We start from the raw sequence: 16123 nt of genomic DNA, 5'->3' as shown, positions 1-16123 counted from the left end.
GCGTCGCATCCCGTGGCGCCGTCCTCTCACCCCCCGAGGAGGCCGTGATGACCGATCGCCACCAGGACCCCACCGCTCCCCCGATGCAGCGCCTCGACCCCGCGGCGCGCCCCGGCGACGGGCTGATGTTCCCGCACGCCGACGGCGAGCCCGTGCTCACCCTGACCGACGAGCAGTCGTGGAGGCTCCTCGGGCACACCCGCCACGCGCGCCTCGGCCTGGCCGTGAACGGCGAGCCGGACATCGTGCCCGTGAACGTGCGCGTCCACGACGGCGGCGTGTACTTCCGCACGGCCCCCGGCTCGAAGCTGGCGGAGCTCGCCGTCAACCCCAACGTGGTGGTGCAGGCGGACGGCATCCTCGCCGACCAGGCGTGGTCCGTGCTCGCCCGCGGCACCGCGCGCCGCCTCGAGACGAAGGCGGAGGTGACCGAGGCCGAGGCGCTCGGCATCACGCCGTGGGTGCCCACACTGAAGGACTACTACGTCCGCGTGGACGTCACCCGCCTGAGCGGCCGCCACTTCACGTTCGGGAAGCACCCCGAGCGCACCGACGACGACGGCGCGGCCAGCATCGACGCGCACCGCACGGACTGATCAGGCCGTCTCGGCCGCGGCGGCCCGTCCGGCCGTGCGGCCGCTGAAGAGGCACCCGCCGAGGAACGTTCCCTCGAGCGCGCGGTGCCCGTGCATGCCGCCCCCGCCGAAGCCGGCCGCCTCGCCCGCCGCGTAGAGACCCGGGATCACGGCGGCGCCGGCGTCCAGCACCCGCCCCTGCAGGTCCGTGTGCAGCCCGCCGAGGGTCTTGCGGGTCAGCGTGCGCAGGCGCACCGCGATGAGCGGCCCCGCCTTCGGATCGGTGAGCCGATGCGGGGCGGCCGTGCGGATGATCCGGTCGCCGAGGTAGCGGCGTGCGTCGCGCACGGCGTCCACCTGGCGGTCCGCGCCGGGGCGCTCGGCCCCGGCCTCGTGCTCGGCGACGGCGGCCCGCACCGCCGCCTCGTCCACCGCGGGGCCGTCCGGGACGAGCGCGTTCATCCGCGCGACCAGCTCCCCCACGGAGTCGGCCTGCACGAAGTCCTCGCCGCGATCCAGGAACGCCTGCACGGGGCCGGGCACGTCCTGCGTGACGCGGCCCAGCACCTGGCGGATCGAGCGACCGGTCAGGTCGGGGTTCTGCTCGGACCCGGAGAGCGCGAACTCCTTGCCGATGATCCGCCGGTTGAGCACGAACCACGTGTGGTCCGCCGGGGGCCGCTGCTCCGTGGCCCGGCCGCCCGCCGCCGTCGAGCCGGGCGAGCGGATGTCCTGCAGCGTGCCGAGGGTGTCGAATCCGGGCCAACGCGGATGCGGCAGGCGCCGGCCCGTCGCGTCGAGCCACAGCGACGACGGCCCGGGCAGGATCCGGATGCCGTGACCAGGCCAGATCGGGTCGTGGTTGGCCACGCCCTCCGTGTAGTGCCACATGCGGTCCGGGTGCACGAGAGCGGCGCCCGCCTCCCGGGCCGCCCGCATGCCGGAGCCGTCCACGGAGGCGGGGACGCCGCAGAGCATCTCGGCGGGCGGAGTCCCCAGCCGGTCGGGCCACGCGGCGCGCACGGCGTCGTGGTCGGCGCCCACCCCGCCGCTGGCCACCACGACGGCGGCCCCGCCCACCCGGAACTCCCCCGTCACGGTGCGGCTGGAGGCCGTGCCGCGGGCGCCGTCGTCGTCGGCGAGGACGTGGCCCTCCACGCCCGTGACGGCACCGGACTCCGTGATCAGGCGCGTGACGCGGTGGCGGGGCAGGTAGGTGAGGCGGCCGTCGAAGGCGGCGCGCTCGACGATGCGGGAGAACGGCTCCACGATGCCCGGGCCGGTCCCCCACGTGATGTGGAAGCGGGGCACGGAGTTGCCGCCCACGCCGGGCGCGGGGACCTTCCGCTCCGCCCAGCCGACCACGGGGAAGAGCCGGTGGCCGCGCTCGCGCAGCCAGGCGCGCTTCTCCCCGTGGGCGAAGTGCACGTAGGCCTCGGCCCACGCGCGGGGCATGGCGTCGTCGGGGTGGTCGGTGAAGCCCGCGGTGGCCTGCCAGTCGGACCAGGCCAGGTCGACGGAGTCCTTCACGCGGAGGCGCCGCTGCTCGGGCGAGTCCACGAGGAAGAGGCCGCCGAAGCTCCACCACGCCTGCCCGCCGAGGTCGACGGCGCGCTCCTGATCCACGAGCACCACGCGCCGGCCCGCCCCGAGCAGCTCGGCGGCGGCCACGAGCCCGGCGAGGCCGTGCCCGAGGACGACGACGTCGGCGCGGTGCTCGGAGCGGGCAGTGACGGGGCTCACAGTGGTCATGGCGCCACTGTACTGAGGTCCCGCCGGGCTCGTCGCTCAGGCGGGGGCGGATCAGACCTCCGGGGCCTCCCCCAGGTGGCTCGGCGCCCACATCGCCAGGCGCGTCTGCACCACGACGACGTTCGGCCCCTCGGCCTGGAACGCTCTCTCGAGCGCGCCCCGCACATCCTCGACCGCCACCGTCTCGGCCGGGACCCCGAACGACTCCGCGAGCCGCTGGAAGTCCGGCCGGTCGAGCTCGGTGGCGGTGGCCTTGCCGAACGCACCCTCCATGTACTCGCGGAGGATGCCGTAGCCGCCGTCGTCGACGATCAGCCACGTGACCGCCGCATCGTGCTGCTTCGCCGCCGCGAGCTCGGCGATGGAGTACATGGCCGAGCCGTCGCCGGCCACGGCGAGCACGCGCCCCTCGATGCCGGTCCGGCCGAGGTGGGCCAGGCCCAGCGCGCCGCCGAACGCCGCGGGGAAGCCGTAGCCGAGGCCGCCGGCGCCCTGCGCCGAGTGGAACTCGCCGTCCTGCGCGTCCCAGCAGTTCCAGCCCCAGTACGCGGCGATGGTCATGTCCCAGTAGGTCTGCATGCCCGCCGGGACCGCGGCGCGGATGTCCGCCATGAGGCGGCGCTCCCGGCCGAGGTCCTGCGCGTCGAGGCGGGCGATGACCCTGGCGTTGGTCTCGGCCACGACGTCGGCCGCGGCCCGGCCGTGCCAGCCCGCCTCCCGCTGGGCGCGGGTGACGCCGGCCTCGCGGAGGGCGTCGGCGAGCATGGCGAGCATCTGGCCGGCGTCGGCGCGGACGCCGAGCGTGGGGTGGTTCGTCTCCAGCACGCGCGGCTCCGCGTCCACCTGGATGAGGCGGCCGCGGGGCTCGAGCGTGAAGTAGTTGGACGTGACCTCGCCGAGCGCGGAGCCCACCACGAGGAGCACCTCGGCGTCCTCGAGCAGGTCCGTGACGACGCGGTCCTCGACCCATCCGCCCAGGGAGAGCGGGTGCTCCCACGGGAAGGCCGTGTTGCCGCCGGGAGAGCAGACCACGGGGGCCTGCAGCAGCTCCGCGACGTCCTTGAGGGACTCCATGGCGGCGCGGCCGGAGCGGCGCACGCCGCCGCCGGCCACGATCGCCACGCGGGAGGCCTCCTTCAGCCAGCGCACGGACTCGTCCACGAGCTCGGCGCGCGGCGGGTGGTCATAGGGCACCGCGAGCGCGTCCTGCACGGGCGGCACCATGACCTCCCCGAGCAGCACGTCCTGCGGGATCTCCACCCACACGGGGCCCTGGGGCACGGTGACGGCGTCCGCCCACGCGTCCTGGATGGCCGAGGGGATGCCGGAGGCGTGGTGCACCGTGAACTGGGCCTTGGTGACGTTCTTCGCGGAGGCCTTCTGGTCGTCCAACTGGTGCAGCATCCCCTTGCGGCGCGCCCCGAGTCCCGAGAGCGGGATCTGGGAGGCGATGACGAGCATGGGCACGCCCGTGGCGTAGGCCTCCTGGAGACCGGCCAGGGACGTCAGCGCGCCCGGGCCCGTGGAGAGGAACAGCACGCCGACCTCGCCGGTGGCCCGGGCGTACCCGTCCGCCGCGAAGGCCGCGTTGTTCTCCACGCGGTTCGAGACGAACTCCAGCGGCGAGCGGGAGAGCGCGTCGAACAGCCCGAGCGCGTGCTGGCCCGGGATGCCGAACACGGTCCTGGCGCCGAGCGCGTGCAGGGTCTCCACGGCCAGGTCGCCGCCGTTGCGCACCGGCGTGTCGCCGCCGGCGTGCTCGGCAGCGGCCGCCATGTCCGCGGCCTCGTGCGGGGCGGAGGCGTGCTGCCCGCTCACGCGGACGCTCCGACCCCGGCGGCCGCGCGCTGGGCGCGGCGGTCGGCCATGAGGGACACCAGGTCGTAGGCCACGTGCGAGGCGGCGACGCCGGTCAGCTCGGCGTGGTCGTAGGCCGGGGCGACCTCCACGAGGTCGGCGCCGACGATGTCCAGGCCGCGCAGGCCGCGGAGGATCTCCAGCAGCTCGCGGCTGGTGAGGCCGCCGGCCTCGGGGGTGCCGGTGCCGGGTGCGTGGGCCGGATCGAGGACGTCGATGTCCACGGAGATGTACAGCGGGCGGTCGCCGATGCGGGTGCGCAGCTGGTCCACGATCTCGTCCACGCCCTTGCGGAACACGTCCGAGGAGGTGACGATGCCGAAGCCCATGCGGTGGTCGTCGTCGAGGTCCTTCTTGCCGTACAGGGGACCGCGGGTGCCGACGTGGGAGATGGCCTCCGTGTCCAGGATGCCCTCCTCCACGGCGCGGCGGAAGGGGGTGCCGTGGGTGTACTCGGCGCCGAAGTAGGTGTCCCACGTGTCCAGGTGGGCGTCGAAGTGGAGCATGGCCACCGGCTGGCCGGCGCGGGCCGCGGCGGCGCGCAGCAGCGGCAGGGCGATCGTGTGGTCGCCGCCGATGGTCATGAGCGAGGAGCCGTCCTCGGTCAGGTCCATCGCGTCCTGCTGGATGGACTCGATGGCCTCGTTGATGTTGAACGGGTTCACCGCCATGTCGCCGGCGTCCACCACCTGGGCCTGCGCGAAGGGGGAGGTGTCCGTGGCCGGGTTGTACGGGCGCAGCAGGCGCGAGGACTGGCGCACGTGGCCGGAGCCGAAGCGCGCGCCGGGGCGGTAGGACACGCCGGCGTCGAACGGCACGCCCACGACCTTGATCTCCGGGGCGACGCCGGCCGCGGCGGCCTCGTCGAGGCGGGGCAGCAGGGCGTAGGTGGGGGCGCCGCCGTAGCGGGGCACGAGGGCGGAGTTCACGGGGCCGAGGCGGCCGTTGTCCTCGACGCGGGGGATCTCGAGCATCTGGATGTCCTCTCTGGGTGGTTCAGTTCGGTCTGGTCGGGCTGGTCGGTGGGGCCTGTCAGGTGCGGGCGCGCCGCACGGGTTCAGGCGTGGCCCACGAGGGTCCACAGCACGACGGCGGGGTGGCCGTCCGGATTGGTCCACGAGTGGGGCTCGCGGCCGGGGAAGGTGACGGTGTCCCCCTCCTCCAGCAGGTGCACGGCCTCGGTGGTCCGCAGCTCGAGGCGGCCGGTGACGACGTGCACCGCCTCCACTCGGCAGTCCACGGTGTACAGCTCCGTCTCACCGCGGCCGTGCGGCGCGATCTCCGCGCGTAGGATCTGCAGGTCGCGGTTGCCGCGCGGGGTGATCAGGCGCTCGCGGATGCCCTCACCGCCGAGGCTGATGGCGGGCGCGTCGGCGAGGCGCACGACCGTCACCTCGGGCGCGTCCAGGACGTCGCCCGGGCTCGCGCCGAGCACCTGGCACAGGGTGACGAGCGTGTTGACGGACGGGCTCGTCAGGTCTCGCTCGAGGCGGGAGAGGAAACCTTTGCTGACCCCGGCCGCCTCGGCCAGCTGCGCCACGGTGAGCCGCCGCGCCTCGCGCAGCGCGCGCAGCCGACGACCGATCAAGGCCTGGGCCGGTGCGGTCTCGCGCGGGAGGGCCTTCATCGCGCTCCTTCCTCGCGTCGGGCGACGTCGCGATGTCATCCTGGACGGCATGTTGCCCGATGGACAACATATGTTTACCATAGACCCTGATCGTGTGATCGGCAACACGCTGGCCGCGCCCCGCTCGCCCACAGCGCCTCCGCATCCCCGGCGCCGTGGATCCCCTCGCCCCAAGGACCACCCGTGACCATCAACCTGACCATCGTCGCCGTCTACCTGGTCGGCATGCTCGCCTTCGGCTGGTGGGGCAAGACCCGCGCAGCCAGCGCGGAGGACTACCTCGTGGCGGGCCGTCGCCTCGGGCCGGCGCTGTTCACCGGCACCATGGCCGCCGCGGTGCTCGGCGGCGCCGCCACCGTGGGCGGCGTCGGCCTGGGGTACCAGTTCGGGCTCTCCGGTGCGTGGCTCGTGGCCGCCATCGGCGTCGGCGTGCTCATCCTGTCGGTGGCGTTCGCCCCGATCCTCGCCCGCCTGAAGATCTACACCGTCTCGCAGATGCTCCGCCTGCGCTACGGCCGCGGGGGAGCATCCCACGCGTCGTCGTTCGTGATGCTCGCGTACACGCTCATGCTCGCCGCCACCTCCACCGGCGCCTACGCGTCGATCTTCGTGGTGCTCTTCGGCTGGGACCGCTGGCTGTCCGTCCTGGTGGGCGGCGGCATCGTGCTGGCCTACTCCGTGCTCGGCGGCATGTGGTCCATCACCCTGGCGGACATGGCCCAGTTCCTCATCATGACCATCGGCCTGTTCGCCCTCATGCTCCCCCTCTCCCTGGCCAACGCCGGCGGCTGGAGTGCCATGCAGGAGCGCCTGGGCGCCGAGTTCTTCAGCTGGGACGGGATCGGCGTGCAGTCGATCATCACCTACTTCGTGGTCTACACCCTCGGCCTGCTGATCGGCCAGGACGTCTGGCAGCGGGTGTTCACGGCCCGCTCCCCGCGCGTGGCGCAGATCGGCGGCGCCACCGCGGGCCTGTACTGCATCGCCTACGGCCTCGCAGGCGCCGTGATCGGCATGGCCGCCCGCACGGTCACCGCGGACATCGCCACCAAGGACGACGTGTTCGCGTGGGTCGCCCAGAACCTGCTGCCCGTCGGCGTCGGCGGCGTGGCCCTGGCGGCCGCCGTCGCGGCCATGATGTCCACCGCCTCGGGCGCGATCATCGCGTCCTCGACCGTGATGCGCACGGACATCCTCCCCATCTTCCGCGGCGAGGCCACCGCCCCCGAGGACGACACCACCGCCGAGGACGAGGCCCCGGAGACCGCGGCGGATCTCGCCTCGAACCGCGGCTGGGTGCTGCTGCTCGGCGCCGTCGTGCTGGGGCTGGCGATCGTCGTCCCGGACGTGGTGGCGGCCCTGACCATCGCGTACGACATCCTCGTGGGCGGCCTGTTCGTCGCGATCGTCGGCGGCCTCGTGTGGAAGCGGGGCACCGGGACGGCGGCCCTGTGGTCCATGGTGGTCGGGACGCTGGGAACCCTCGGCACCATGGGCTGGCTCGAGCTGAACGCGGCGGAGCCCTTCGAGGGCGTCTTCGCGAACGAGCCGATCTACGTCGGCCTGGCCGCCTCCGCCGTCGTGTACGTCCTCCTCAGCCTGGTGACCCCGCCCACCGACCCCGCTGTCCTCGAGGCCTGGCGCGTGCGCTCCCGCCACGGCGTCGACGCCGCGGCCCGAGAGCGTCTCTGACCAGGAATTCCGGGGCCTGCGGTCCTCCGATGCCCGCACGATGGTCAGGCCAGGCGATGCGGCGGCGGGCAATCCTTCCTCTGGCTCCTCCCGGCCCCTAGTGTTGCCGAACAGCCCGTGACAGGGACTCCCCCTCGGGTTCGCCCCTCCTCCCGCCCCGCCAAGGGACTCGCTGGAGACAGAAAGGCAACAGTTCCCATGACCACCAAGAACCGCGCCGTGGCATTCCACGGCATCAAGGACGTGCGCGTCGACGAGCTGGACTTCCCCAAGCTGGAGATGCCTGACGGCTCCGCCGCCCCGCACGGCGTCATCCTCAAGATCGTCGCCACCAACATCTGCGGCAGCGACCTGCACATCTACCGCGGCTCCTTCCCCGTGCCCGAGGGCATGGTGCTGGGTCACGAGATGACCGGCCAGGTGCTGGAGATCGGCAGCGACGTCCAGTTCCTGAAGGAGGGCGACCTCGTCTCCGTGCCGTTCAACGTGGCCTGCGGCCGCTGCCGCAACTGCCGCGCCGGCCGCACCGAGATCTGCGAGACCGCCAACCCGGAGCAGGCCTGCGCCGCCTACGGCTTCAATCTGGGCAACTTCCAGGGCGGGCAGGCCGAGTACCTGTTCGTGCCGTACGCCGACTTCCAGCTGCTGCGCTTCCCGGACCAGGAGCAGGCGATGGAGAAGATCCTGGATCTGACCGTGCTCTCGGACATCCTCCCCACGGCGTTCCACGGTCTCATGGAGGCCGGCGCCAAGCCCGGCTCCACCGTCTACATCGCCGGTGCCGGCCCCGTGGGCCGGTGCGCCGCGGCCGCCGCTCGGCTGCTGGGCGCCTCGTGCATCATCGTGGGCGACCAGGACGCCTCGCGACTGGAGCTGGTGCGCAAGCACGGCTGCGAGACCATCGACCTCTCCGTCACGGAGAACCTGCAGGACGCCGTGAACGACATCCTCGGCGAGCCGATGGTGGACTGCGCGGTGGACTGCGTCGGCTCCGAGGCCCACGGCCTGGGCTCCGCGTCCGATGAGATGCAGCCCATCGCCGCCGTGAACCAGGTCCTGGACATCACCCGTCCGGGCGGTGCCACGGGCATCATCGGCATCTACGGGCCGGACCCGATCGCGGAGACGAAGGCCGAGCAGGAGGGCACCTTCCCGGTGGACTTCGGCAAGGCCTGGATCAAGTCGCCCCACATCATCGGCGGCCAGGCGCCCATCATGCGCTACAACCGTCAGCTGATGATGTCGATCCTGTGGGACCGGATGCCGTACCTGACGGAGATGGTCAACCCGCGCGTGATCAGCCTGGACGAGGCACCCCAGGCCTACGCGGAGTTCGACCAGGGCTCCGTGGACAAGTTCGTCATCGACCCCCACGGCATGATCGCCCGCTGAGCGGTTCGCCTCCGGCGGCACGACGGCGCCCCTCACCTGCCCGCGCAGGTGAGGGGCGCCGTCGTCGTCCGCGGATCAGGCCGCGTGCAGCAGCGTGGCGGTGATCCCGAGGGCCGCCAGGCCCACCACCAGCGCGACCATGCAGGCCACCGACGCCAGGGCCGGCCGGGCCTGCTCCCGCGCGATCCCGTCCGCCTGCGCCACGTAGCGCCGGCGCTGCGTGGCCAGCACAGCCGCCCCGCCGACGGCCGCCACCACCGCAGGCCCGAACGCCCACGCGCCGACGGCCGGCCACCACCTCAGGAACGTGAGGCTGAGGACGCCCAGCGCCAGGACCGTGCGGCCCCAGCTCATCACGGTGCGCTCGGGCTGCAGCCCGGGGTCGTGGTGCAGGCGCATCGCCTCAGCCCCGCGGCAGGACGACGGCGAGCATCAGCACCACGACGGCCAGCACGACTCCCCCCGCCAGGACCGGGACGATCAGTGGCAGCGGCAGCGGACGGCCGCGGCGCATCGCCCGCTCCACCCGGAGCCAGCGCGCACCCGCGCCCAGGGCGAGCAGCGCCGCAAGGACGAGCAGCACCGTGCTCAGCGCCACCCGAACCGGCGGCGCGAACAGGGCGCCGGTGAACGCCTCCACCGCGACCCCGCCGGCCAGCAGCGCCAGCGACGTCCGGACCCAGGCCAGGAACGTGCGCTCGTTGGCGAGCGTGAATCGGGGGTCCGGCTCGTCCCCACCCGCCAGGAGGCGGCGCTGCCAGGCCGGCCGGCCGCCGTCGTGCGCGGTGGCCTCGGGGCCTTCGGGAGTCTGCGCTGCGTCCATGCGGCCATGGTAGTGGCGGCGTAGACTGGCCGGTCGAGCGCGCCCGGCCGCCGCGGCCCGCGACGGCGGCGCCCCATCCCCGTCCCGCCCGTCCGATGGAGCCCCATGAGTCCCGCCCATGCCGCCACCCCCGCGGCACTGCCCGAACCCACCCGTGAACAGGTCCGCCGCTGGCGCCGCTACCTCGCCGACGAGATCGCCGAAGGCCAGATCTACCGCGACATCGCCGCCCGCAAGGACGGTGTGGAGCGCGACATCCTGCTCGGCCTCGCCGAGGCCGAGCGCCGCCACGAGCAGCACTGGCGGGCCCTCCTGGGCGAGCACGCCGAGAACCCGCCGCGCCCCTCCGTCCACCGCATCCTGCTGCGCTGGCTCGCGCGGATCTTCGGCTCCGTGTTCGTGCTGGCCCTGGCCCAGCGCGCCGAGTCGGACACCCCTTACGCAGAGGACCAGGACGCGCCCGAGGGCATGGTGGCGGATGAGGCCATCCACGAGGAGGTCGTGCGCGGCCTGGCCGCCCGGGGCCGCGAGCAGCTGGCCGGCAACTTCCGCGCCGCCGTCTTCGGCATGAACGACGGGCTGGTCTCCAACCTGGCGCTCGTGATGGGCATCGGTGCGACGGGCGTGGCGTCGTCCGTGGTGCTGTTCACCGGCGTGGCCGGACTGCTGGCGGGTGCCCTGTCCATGGCGGCCGGCGAGTACGTCTCGGTGCGGTCCCAGCGAGAGCTGCTGGAGGCCTCCTCCCCCACCCAGATCACCCTCGAGGCGGCCCAGCACCTGGACCTGGACCACAACGAGCTCAAGCTCGTCTACCTGGCCCGCGGCATGACGCCCGAGGACGCCGAGCACCGCGCGCTCGAGCGCCTCGGCTATCTCACGTGCGACTGCAACCCGCAGTTCTCCGCCCGTCCCGACGGTTCCCAGGGACCGGTGGACCACTCGGGCTCCTTCGCGGAGATCGGCTCGGCGTGGAGCGCGTCCCTGTCCAGCTTCGCGTTCTTCGCCTCCGGCGCGCTCATCCCGATCCTGCCGTACATCTTCGGCATGTCCGGGCTGTGGGCCCTGGGCCTGGCGGCGGCGATGGTGGGCGTGGCCCTGCTCTTCACCGGCGGTGTGGTCGGGCTGCTGTCCGGCTCCTCACCGCTGGCCCGGGGCCTGCGCCAGCTCGCGATCGGCTACGGCGCCGCCGCCGTGACCTACGTGCTGGGCATGCTGGTGGGCGGCGACGTGGGCTGACCTCCGGGTGCTCCGGGGTTCGGCCACGGGTGCAAGGGCCGCCACGGCAGCACCAGGCGCGACAGGCGCAACAGGCGGCGTCCACCTGAGCTGGGCGCAGTACTGCCAGGTAACCTCGGGGGTTACCTGGCAGTACTGCGCCCAGCTCATCGGCGGCAGCGTCCATGTCAGCCCTCCCGCACGCAGGAACGACGCAGGAACAACGCAGGAACAACGGGAGCAAGAACGCAGTGGGCCCCGCACCTCCCTCTCGGGAGGCACGGGGCCCGCGTCGTCGGGATCAGCCCGAGATCTGGGGACTCAGAGGCCCTTCATGATCTCACGCATGAGCTCGGCGGTCTCGGAGGGAGTCTTGCCCACCTTCACGCCGGCGGCCTCGAGGGCCTCCTTCTTGGCGGCCGCGGTGCCCGCAGAGCCGGACACGATGGCGCCCGCGTGGCCCATGGTCTTGCCCTCGGGGGCGGTGAAGCCCGCGACGTAGCCGACGACGGGCTTGGTGACGTTGGCCTTGATGTAGTCGGCCGCGCGCTCCTCGGCGTCGCCGCCGATCTCGCCGATCATGACGATGGCCTTGGTCTCCGGGTCCGCCTCGAACGCCTCGAGGGCGTCGATGTGGGTGGTGCCGATGACCGGGTCGCCGCCGATGCCGATGGCGGTGGAGAAGCCGAAGTCACGCAGCTCGTACATCATCTGGTAGGTCAGCGTGCCGGACTTGGACACGAGGCCGATGGGGCCGGAGCCGGTGATCGACGCCGGGGTGATGCCGGCCAGGGCCTCGCCCGGGGTGATGATGCCGGGGCAGTTCGGGCCGATGATGCGGGTCTTCGGCTTGCCGTCCGCGCCGGTCTTCGACTGGGACAGGGCGAAGAACTCGGCGGAGTCCTGCACCGGGATGCCCTCGGTGATGACCACGAGCAGCGGGATCTCGGCCTCGATGGCCTCGATCGCGGCGTCCTTGGCGAAGGCCGGCGGCACGAAGGCGACGGACACGTCGGCGCCGGTCTTCTCCATGGCCTCCGTGACGGAGCCGAAGACGGGCAGCTCGACGGCGTTGCCGTCCTTGTCCTCATGGGACACGGTGGTGCCGGCCTTGCGGGCGTTCACGCCGCCCACGATGTTCGTGCCGGCCTTGAGCATCAGGCGGGTGTGCTTGGTGCCCTCACCGCCGGTGATGCCCTGCACGATGACCTTGGAGTCCTTGTTCAGGTAGATCGACATAGCTGTTCCTCAGTCTTTCCGAACGGTCAGTTCGCGGAGTGGGCGAGCTCGGCGGCCTTGTCGGCGCCCTCGTCCATGGTGGCGGCCAGGGTGACCAGCGGGTGGTTGGCCTCCTGCAGGATGCGGCGGCCCTCCTCCACGGCGTTGCCGTCCAGGCGGACGACCAGCGGCTTGGTGGCGGAGTCGCCCAGGATCTCGAGGGCCTTGACGATGCCGTTGGCGACGGCGTCGCACGCGGTGATGCCGCCGAAGACGTTCACGAACACGGACTTGACCTGCTCGTCGCCGAGGATGACGTCGAGGCCGTTGGCCATGACCTCGGCGTTGGCGCCGCCGCCGATGTCAAGGAAGTTGGCGGGCTTCACGCCGCCGTGCTTCTCGCCCGCGTAGGCCACCACGTCGAGGGTGGACATCACGAGGCCGGCGCCGTTGCCGATCACGCCGACCTGGCCGTCGAGCTTCACGTAGTTGAGGTCGTTCGCCTTGGCCTTGGCCTCCAGCGGGTCCTCGGTGCGCTCGTCGACGAGGGCCGCGTGGCCCTCCTGGCGGAACTCGGCGTTGTCATCGAGGGAGACCTTGCCGTCGAGGGCGAGGATCTTGCCGTCGCCGGTCTTCACCAGCGGGTTGACCTCGACGAGGGTGGCGTCCTCCTTCTCGAAGACGGTCCACAGCGTCTGCAGGACGTCGGCGACGTCTGCACGCAGCTCCTCGGGGAAGTTCGCCTCGGCGACGATCTTCTGGGCGGTCTCGGCGTCGATGCCGGTCAGCGCGGAGACGGGCACCTTGGCGAGGGCCTCGGGGCGCTCCTCGGCGAGGGTCTCGATGTCCATGCCGCCCTCCACCGAGCACATGGCCAGGTAGGTGCGGTTCGCGCGGTCCAGCAGCACGGAGAAGTAGTACTCCTCGGCGATGTCGGCGCCCTGCGCGATCATGACCTGGTGCACGGTGTGGCCCTTGATGTCCATCCCCAGGATGGCCTTGGCGTGCTCGTACGCCTCGTCGGCGGTCTTCGCGACCTTGACGCCGCCGGCCTTGCCGCGGCCGCCGACCTTCACCTGCGCCTTGACGACGGTCACGCCGCCGATCTTCTCAGCGGCCGCCTTGGCCTCTTCCGGGGTCTGCGCCACGATGCCGGCGAGCACGGGGACGCCGTGCTTCTCGAACAGATCGCGCGCCTGGTACTCATACAGGTCCACGGTGGATGTCCTTCTGGGTCGAAGACTTCGGTCTGCCGGGGTGCCGCATCACGGCGCCTCGGCGGGAGCGGGCCCCGCGCCGGTCCGCCGCGCGCGGAGGCGCGGAGACGGCGTCGAGGAGCTCTCCTCCGTCACTGTAGTCCACACCGCCCGGCGCGCAGAGGGCTCTCAGCCCTCCAGCTGGGTGAGGGGTGCATAGCGCAGCAGCAGGCGCTTCTGGGCCCCCGAGTCCTCGAACGTGACCGTGGCCACGGTCTTGTCCCCGGCTCCGGTGACGGCGTCTACGCGGCCCGCACCGAAGGTGGCGTGGGACACGCGGTCTCCGGGGTTCAGGGCCGCGATCTCCTTCTGCGGCTGCACCCGTGAGGGGGCCTTGCCGCGCACCACCGACGACGGCACGGTCAGGTCCGCGGCCTCCTCGCCGCGGGTGAGGCGCGCGGGGCGCGCGCCGGTGCCGTCATCGCGAGAGGCCCACGAGGGCCGGCCGCCCTCGCCGCCGGAGCCGAACCGCCCCGCGTACCGCGAGGTCCCCGCCCCCGTGAGCGAGGTCAGGGAGCCGGCCGAGCGCGTGGTCCCCTCGCGCTCCCACTCGATGAGCCGCTCGGGGATCTCCCCGAGGAACTGGCTGGGCGGGTTGAACTGGTGCTGGCCCCACAGGGAGCGCGCCTCCGCGCGGGAGAGGAACAGCCGTTCACGGGCGCGGGTCAGCCCCACGTAGGCCAGGCGGCGCTCCTCCGCGAGCTCCTTCTCATCCGTCATGGAGCGGGCGTGCGGGAAGACGCCGTGCTCCATGCCCGTGAGGAAGACGACCGGGAACTCCAGGCCCTTGGCCGTGTGCAGCGTCATGAGCGTCACCTGGCCCTGCGCCTCGGCGAGGTCCGCGCCCTCGGCGTCCGACGGCGAGGGCAGCTGGTCCGCGTCCGCCACGAGCGCCACCTGCTCGAGGAAGTCCGAGAGCGTGCCGTCCGGGTGGGCGGTGGAGAAGGCCCGCACCACGGCCACGAGCTCGCCGAGGTTGTCCGCGCGGGACTCGTCCTGCAGGTCCTCCGACTCGCGCAGTGCGGCGAGCATGCCGGACTGCTCGAGGACGGCCTCGAGGACGGTGGCCGGGCTCTCGCCCTCCGCCAGCTGCATGAGGTCGTCCATCATCTGGACGAACCCGCGGATCGCCTTCACGGATCGCGCGGCCATGCCCGGGGCGTTCTCCGCGTCCCGCAGGGCGTCGAAGAACGTGGTGCGCTGGCGCTGCGCCCACGCGGCCACGGCGCCCTCAGCACGGTCGCCGATGCCGCGCTTGGGCTCATTGAGGATGCGGCGCACGTTGACGTCGTCGGCCGGGTTGACCACCACGCGCAGGTACGCGAGGGCGTCCTTGATCTCCTTGCGGTCGTAGAACCGCGTGCCGCCGATCACGCGGTACGGGATGCCGCGGGTGACGAGGCGCTCCTCGAGGGCGCGGGACTGGGCGTTGGTGCGGTAGAACACGGCGACGTCGGCCGGGCGCACCCCGCCCTCGTCCTGGAGGCGGTCGATGGTGGAGGAGATCCACTCGGCCTCCGCGGACTCGTTCTCCGCGGCGTAGCCGGTGATCTTCTCCCCCGCACCCTCGGCCGTCCACAGATCCTTCTTGCGGCGGTCCGGATTGTTCTGGATGACCGCGTTGGCCGCGTCCAGGATGGTCTGCGTGGAGCGGTAGTTCTGCTCGAGCCGGATGGTGGCCGCGTCCGTGAAGTCCTGCTCGAACTCCACGATGTTGCGGATGTCCGCGCCGCGGAAGGCGTAGATCGACTGGTCCGAGTCGCCCACCACGGTGAGCTCGCCGCCGGGGGTGTCCACACCCTCGGGCTCGCCGGCCGGGCCGGTGAGCAGCCGCACGAGGCGGTACTGCGCGTGGTTGGTGTCCTGGTACTCGTCCACGAGCACGTGGCGGAAGCGGCGGCGGTAGCTGTCCAGCACGCGCGGGAACGCCTCGAACATGTGGACGGTCATGCCGATCAGGTCGTCGAAGTCCAGGGCGTTGGCCTGGCGCAGCCGCGCCGTGTAGTCGCGGTACACCGCGGCCACCGCCTGGGCCCACGGATCCGTCTCGGACACGGTGCCCGCATAGTCGTCCGCCTCGATGAGCTCGTTCTTGAGGGAGCTGATGCGGTTGAGCAGGGCCTTGGGCGCGAAGCGCTTGGGGTCCAGCTCGTGCAGCTTGGCGATCGTGGTGACCAGCCGCAGGCTGTCCGCCGCGTCGTAGATGGTGAAGGTGGACTTCAGCCCGATGCTCGCCGCCTCGTTGCGCAGGATGCGCACAGCGGAGGAGTGGAACGTCGAGATCCACATGCGCTGCGCCGTGGGGCCGATGAGCCCGGCGACGCGCTCGCGCATCTCCGCGGCGGCCTTGTTCGTGAAGGTGATGGCCAGGATCTCGTGCGGGCGAGCCCGCCCCGTGGCCAGCAGGTGCGCGATCCGATGGGTCAGCACGCGCGTCTTGCCCGAGCCGGCCCCGGCGACGATCAGCAGCGGCGCCCCGGCATGGGTCACCGCCGCCGCCTGCTGGGGGTTCAGCCCCTCCACGAGGGACTCCGGGGTGTGGGCGGCGGTGCCCGCGCCGTTCCCGTCGTCCTGCCCCCACGCCCCGGGGTCGGCCGCGGCGCGCGTGACGGCCGTGGGAACGAGCCCGGGCAGGGTGGTCTCCGGGTCCGCGGGGCGGCGGGTCCGGGCGGTGGTCAGCGGGTCGCGTCCGAGCGAGGAGAAGAGGTCAGCCATG

Annotated in this window: 13 protein-coding genes; 4 read left to right on the top strand and 9 right to left on the bottom strand. The window is 72.7% G+C overall.

The genetic code is table 11. The features are described 5' to 3' along the window. Window positions 1-47 precede the first annotated feature (47 nt). Window positions 48-596 (top strand): pyridoxamine 5'-phosphate oxidase family protein, encoded by a 549-nt coding sequence (locus KZX60_RS02060; protein ID WP_248115372.1) that lies wholly within the window; start codon window positions 48-50, stop codon window positions 594-596. On the opposite strand, the gene KZX60_RS02055 is transcribed toward KZX60_RS02060, so the two are convergent. The 4 genes from KZX60_RS02055 to KZX60_RS02040 form a co-directional block, all read right to left on the bottom strand. Then, the gene (locus KZX60_RS02055) at window positions 597-2327 is read right to left on the bottom strand and encodes an FAD-binding dehydrogenase (RefSeq protein ID WP_248115371.1); all 1731 of its coding nucleotides are present in this window, start codon (window positions 2325-2327) and stop codon (window positions 597-599) included. A gap of 51 nt (window positions 2328-2378) precedes the next feature. Next, entirely contained in the window at window positions 2379-4103 is a 1725-nt protein-coding gene (locus KZX60_RS02050; protein ID WP_248115498.1) for a thiamine pyrophosphate-binding protein, read from the bottom strand. 38 nt (window positions 4104-4141) lie between these two features. Further along, window positions 4142-5158: an agmatinase gene (speB, locus tag KZX60_RS02045; RefSeq protein ID WP_248115370.1), complete on the bottom strand. Its 1017-nt coding sequence runs from the start codon at window positions 5156-5158 to the stop codon at window positions 4142-4144. 83 nt (window positions 5159-5241) lie between these two features. Then, complete coding sequence (locus KZX60_RS02040; RefSeq protein ID WP_248115369.1) at window positions 5242-5811, bottom strand: XRE family transcriptional regulator; 570 nt, start codon at window positions 5809-5811, stop codon at window positions 5242-5244. 183 nt (window positions 5812-5994) lie between these two features. On the opposite strand from KZX60_RS02040, the gene KZX60_RS02035 reads away from it, so the two are divergent. Next, a complete protein-coding gene (locus KZX60_RS02035; RefSeq protein ID WP_248115368.1) occupies window positions 5995-7503 on the top strand; it encodes a sodium:solute symporter in 1509 nt (502 codons plus the stop codon). 198 nt (window positions 7504-7701) lie between these two features. Then, window positions 7702-8895, top strand: a complete 1194-nt coding sequence (locus KZX60_RS02030) for an alcohol dehydrogenase catalytic domain-containing protein (protein WP_248115367.1) — start codon at window positions 7702-7704, stop codon at window positions 8893-8895. A gap of 75 nt (window positions 8896-8970) precedes the next feature. Here KZX60_RS02030 and KZX60_RS02025 read toward each other — a convergent pair whose 3' ends face one another. Both KZX60_RS02025 and KZX60_RS02020 read right to left on the bottom strand, forming a co-directional pair. Continuing rightward, a complete protein-coding gene (locus KZX60_RS02025; protein ID WP_036317009.1) occupies window positions 8971-9294 on the bottom strand; it encodes a DUF202 domain-containing protein in 324 nt (107 codons plus the stop codon). Between the two features lie 4 nt (window positions 9295-9298). Then, on the bottom strand, window positions 9299-9718 hold the full coding sequence (locus tag KZX60_RS02020; protein WP_248115366.1) for a DUF202 domain-containing protein: 420 nt from the start codon (window positions 9716-9718) through the stop codon (window positions 9299-9301). Between the two features lie 105 nt (window positions 9719-9823). Here KZX60_RS02020 and KZX60_RS02015 point away from each other — a divergent pair, with 105 nt between their 5' ends. Then, the gene (locus KZX60_RS02015; protein ID WP_248115365.1) at window positions 9824-10954 is read left to right on the top strand and encodes a VIT1/CCC1 transporter family protein; all 1131 of its coding nucleotides are present in this window, start codon (window positions 9824-9826) and stop codon (window positions 10952-10954) included. A gap of 300 nt (window positions 10955-11254) precedes the next feature. Here the strand turns inward: KZX60_RS02015 and sucD are convergent, their stop codons facing one another. From sucD to pcrA, 3 genes are all read right to left on the bottom strand, one after another. Further along, entirely contained in the window at window positions 11255-12172 is a 918-nt protein-coding gene (gene sucD / locus KZX60_RS02010; protein WP_248115364.1) for a succinate--CoA ligase subunit alpha, read from the bottom strand. A gap of 26 nt (window positions 12173-12198) precedes the next feature. Next, window positions 12199-13368 (bottom strand): ADP-forming succinate--CoA ligase subunit beta, encoded by a 1170-nt coding sequence (sucC, locus tag KZX60_RS02005; RefSeq protein ID WP_248115363.1) that lies wholly within the window; start codon window positions 13366-13368, stop codon window positions 12199-12201. Window positions 13369-13536: 168 nt separating this feature from the next. Continuing rightward, on the bottom strand, window positions 13537-16122 hold the full coding sequence (gene pcrA, locus KZX60_RS02000; RefSeq protein WP_248115362.1) for a DNA helicase PcrA: 2586 nt from the start codon (window positions 16120-16122) through the stop codon (window positions 13537-13539). Window position 16123: the final 1 nt, after the last annotated feature.

The sequence above is a fragment of the Micrococcus sp. EYE_212 genome, from assembly GCF_023147585.1.
GTDB lineage: Bacteria > Actinomycetota > Actinomycetes > Actinomycetales > Micrococcaceae > Micrococcus.
The sequence above is the reverse complement of the archived record's forward strand: the minus strand, read 5'-3'. Positions and strand labels throughout refer to the sequence as shown.

Coding starts and splice junctions, on each gene's coding strand:
- speB (WP_248115370.1), bottom strand. CDS start 5,158: ATGCTCGAGATCCCCCGCGTCGAGGACAACGGCCGCCTCGGCCCCGTG.
- KZX60_RS02040 (WP_248115369.1), bottom strand. CDS start 5,811: ATGAAGGCCCTCCCGCGCGAGACCGCACCGGCCCAGGCCTTGATCGGT.
- pcrA (WP_248115362.1), bottom strand. CDS start 16,122: ATGGCTGACCTCTTCTCCTCGCTCGGACGCGACCCGCTGACCACCGCC.
- KZX60_RS02015 (WP_248115365.1), top strand. CDS start 9,824: ATGAGTCCCGCCCATGCCGCCACCCCCGCGGCACTGCCCGAACCCACC.
- KZX60_RS02055 (WP_248115371.1), bottom strand. CDS start 2,327: ATGACCACTGTGAGCCCCGTCACTGCCCGCTCCGAGCACCGCGCCGAC.
- KZX60_RS02025 (WP_036317009.1), bottom strand. CDS start 9,294: ATGCGCCTGCACCACGACCCCGGGCTGCAGCCCGAGCGCACCGTGATG.
- KZX60_RS02020 (WP_248115366.1), bottom strand. CDS start 9,718: ATGGACGCAGCGCAGACTCCCGAAGGCCCCGAGGCCACCGCGCACGAC.
- KZX60_RS02030 (WP_248115367.1), top strand. CDS start 7,702: ATGACCACCAAGAACCGCGCCGTGGCATTCCACGGCATCAAGGACGTG.
- KZX60_RS02050 (WP_248115498.1), bottom strand. CDS start 4,103: ATGGCGGCCGCTGCCGAGCACGCCGGCGGCGACACGCCGGTGCGCAAC.
- sucD (WP_248115364.1), bottom strand. CDS start 12,172: ATGTCGATCTACCTGAACAAGGACTCCAAGGTCATCGTGCAGGGCATC.
- KZX60_RS02060 (WP_248115372.1), top strand. CDS start 48: ATGACCGATCGCCACCAGGACCCCACCGCTCCCCCGATGCAGCGCCTC.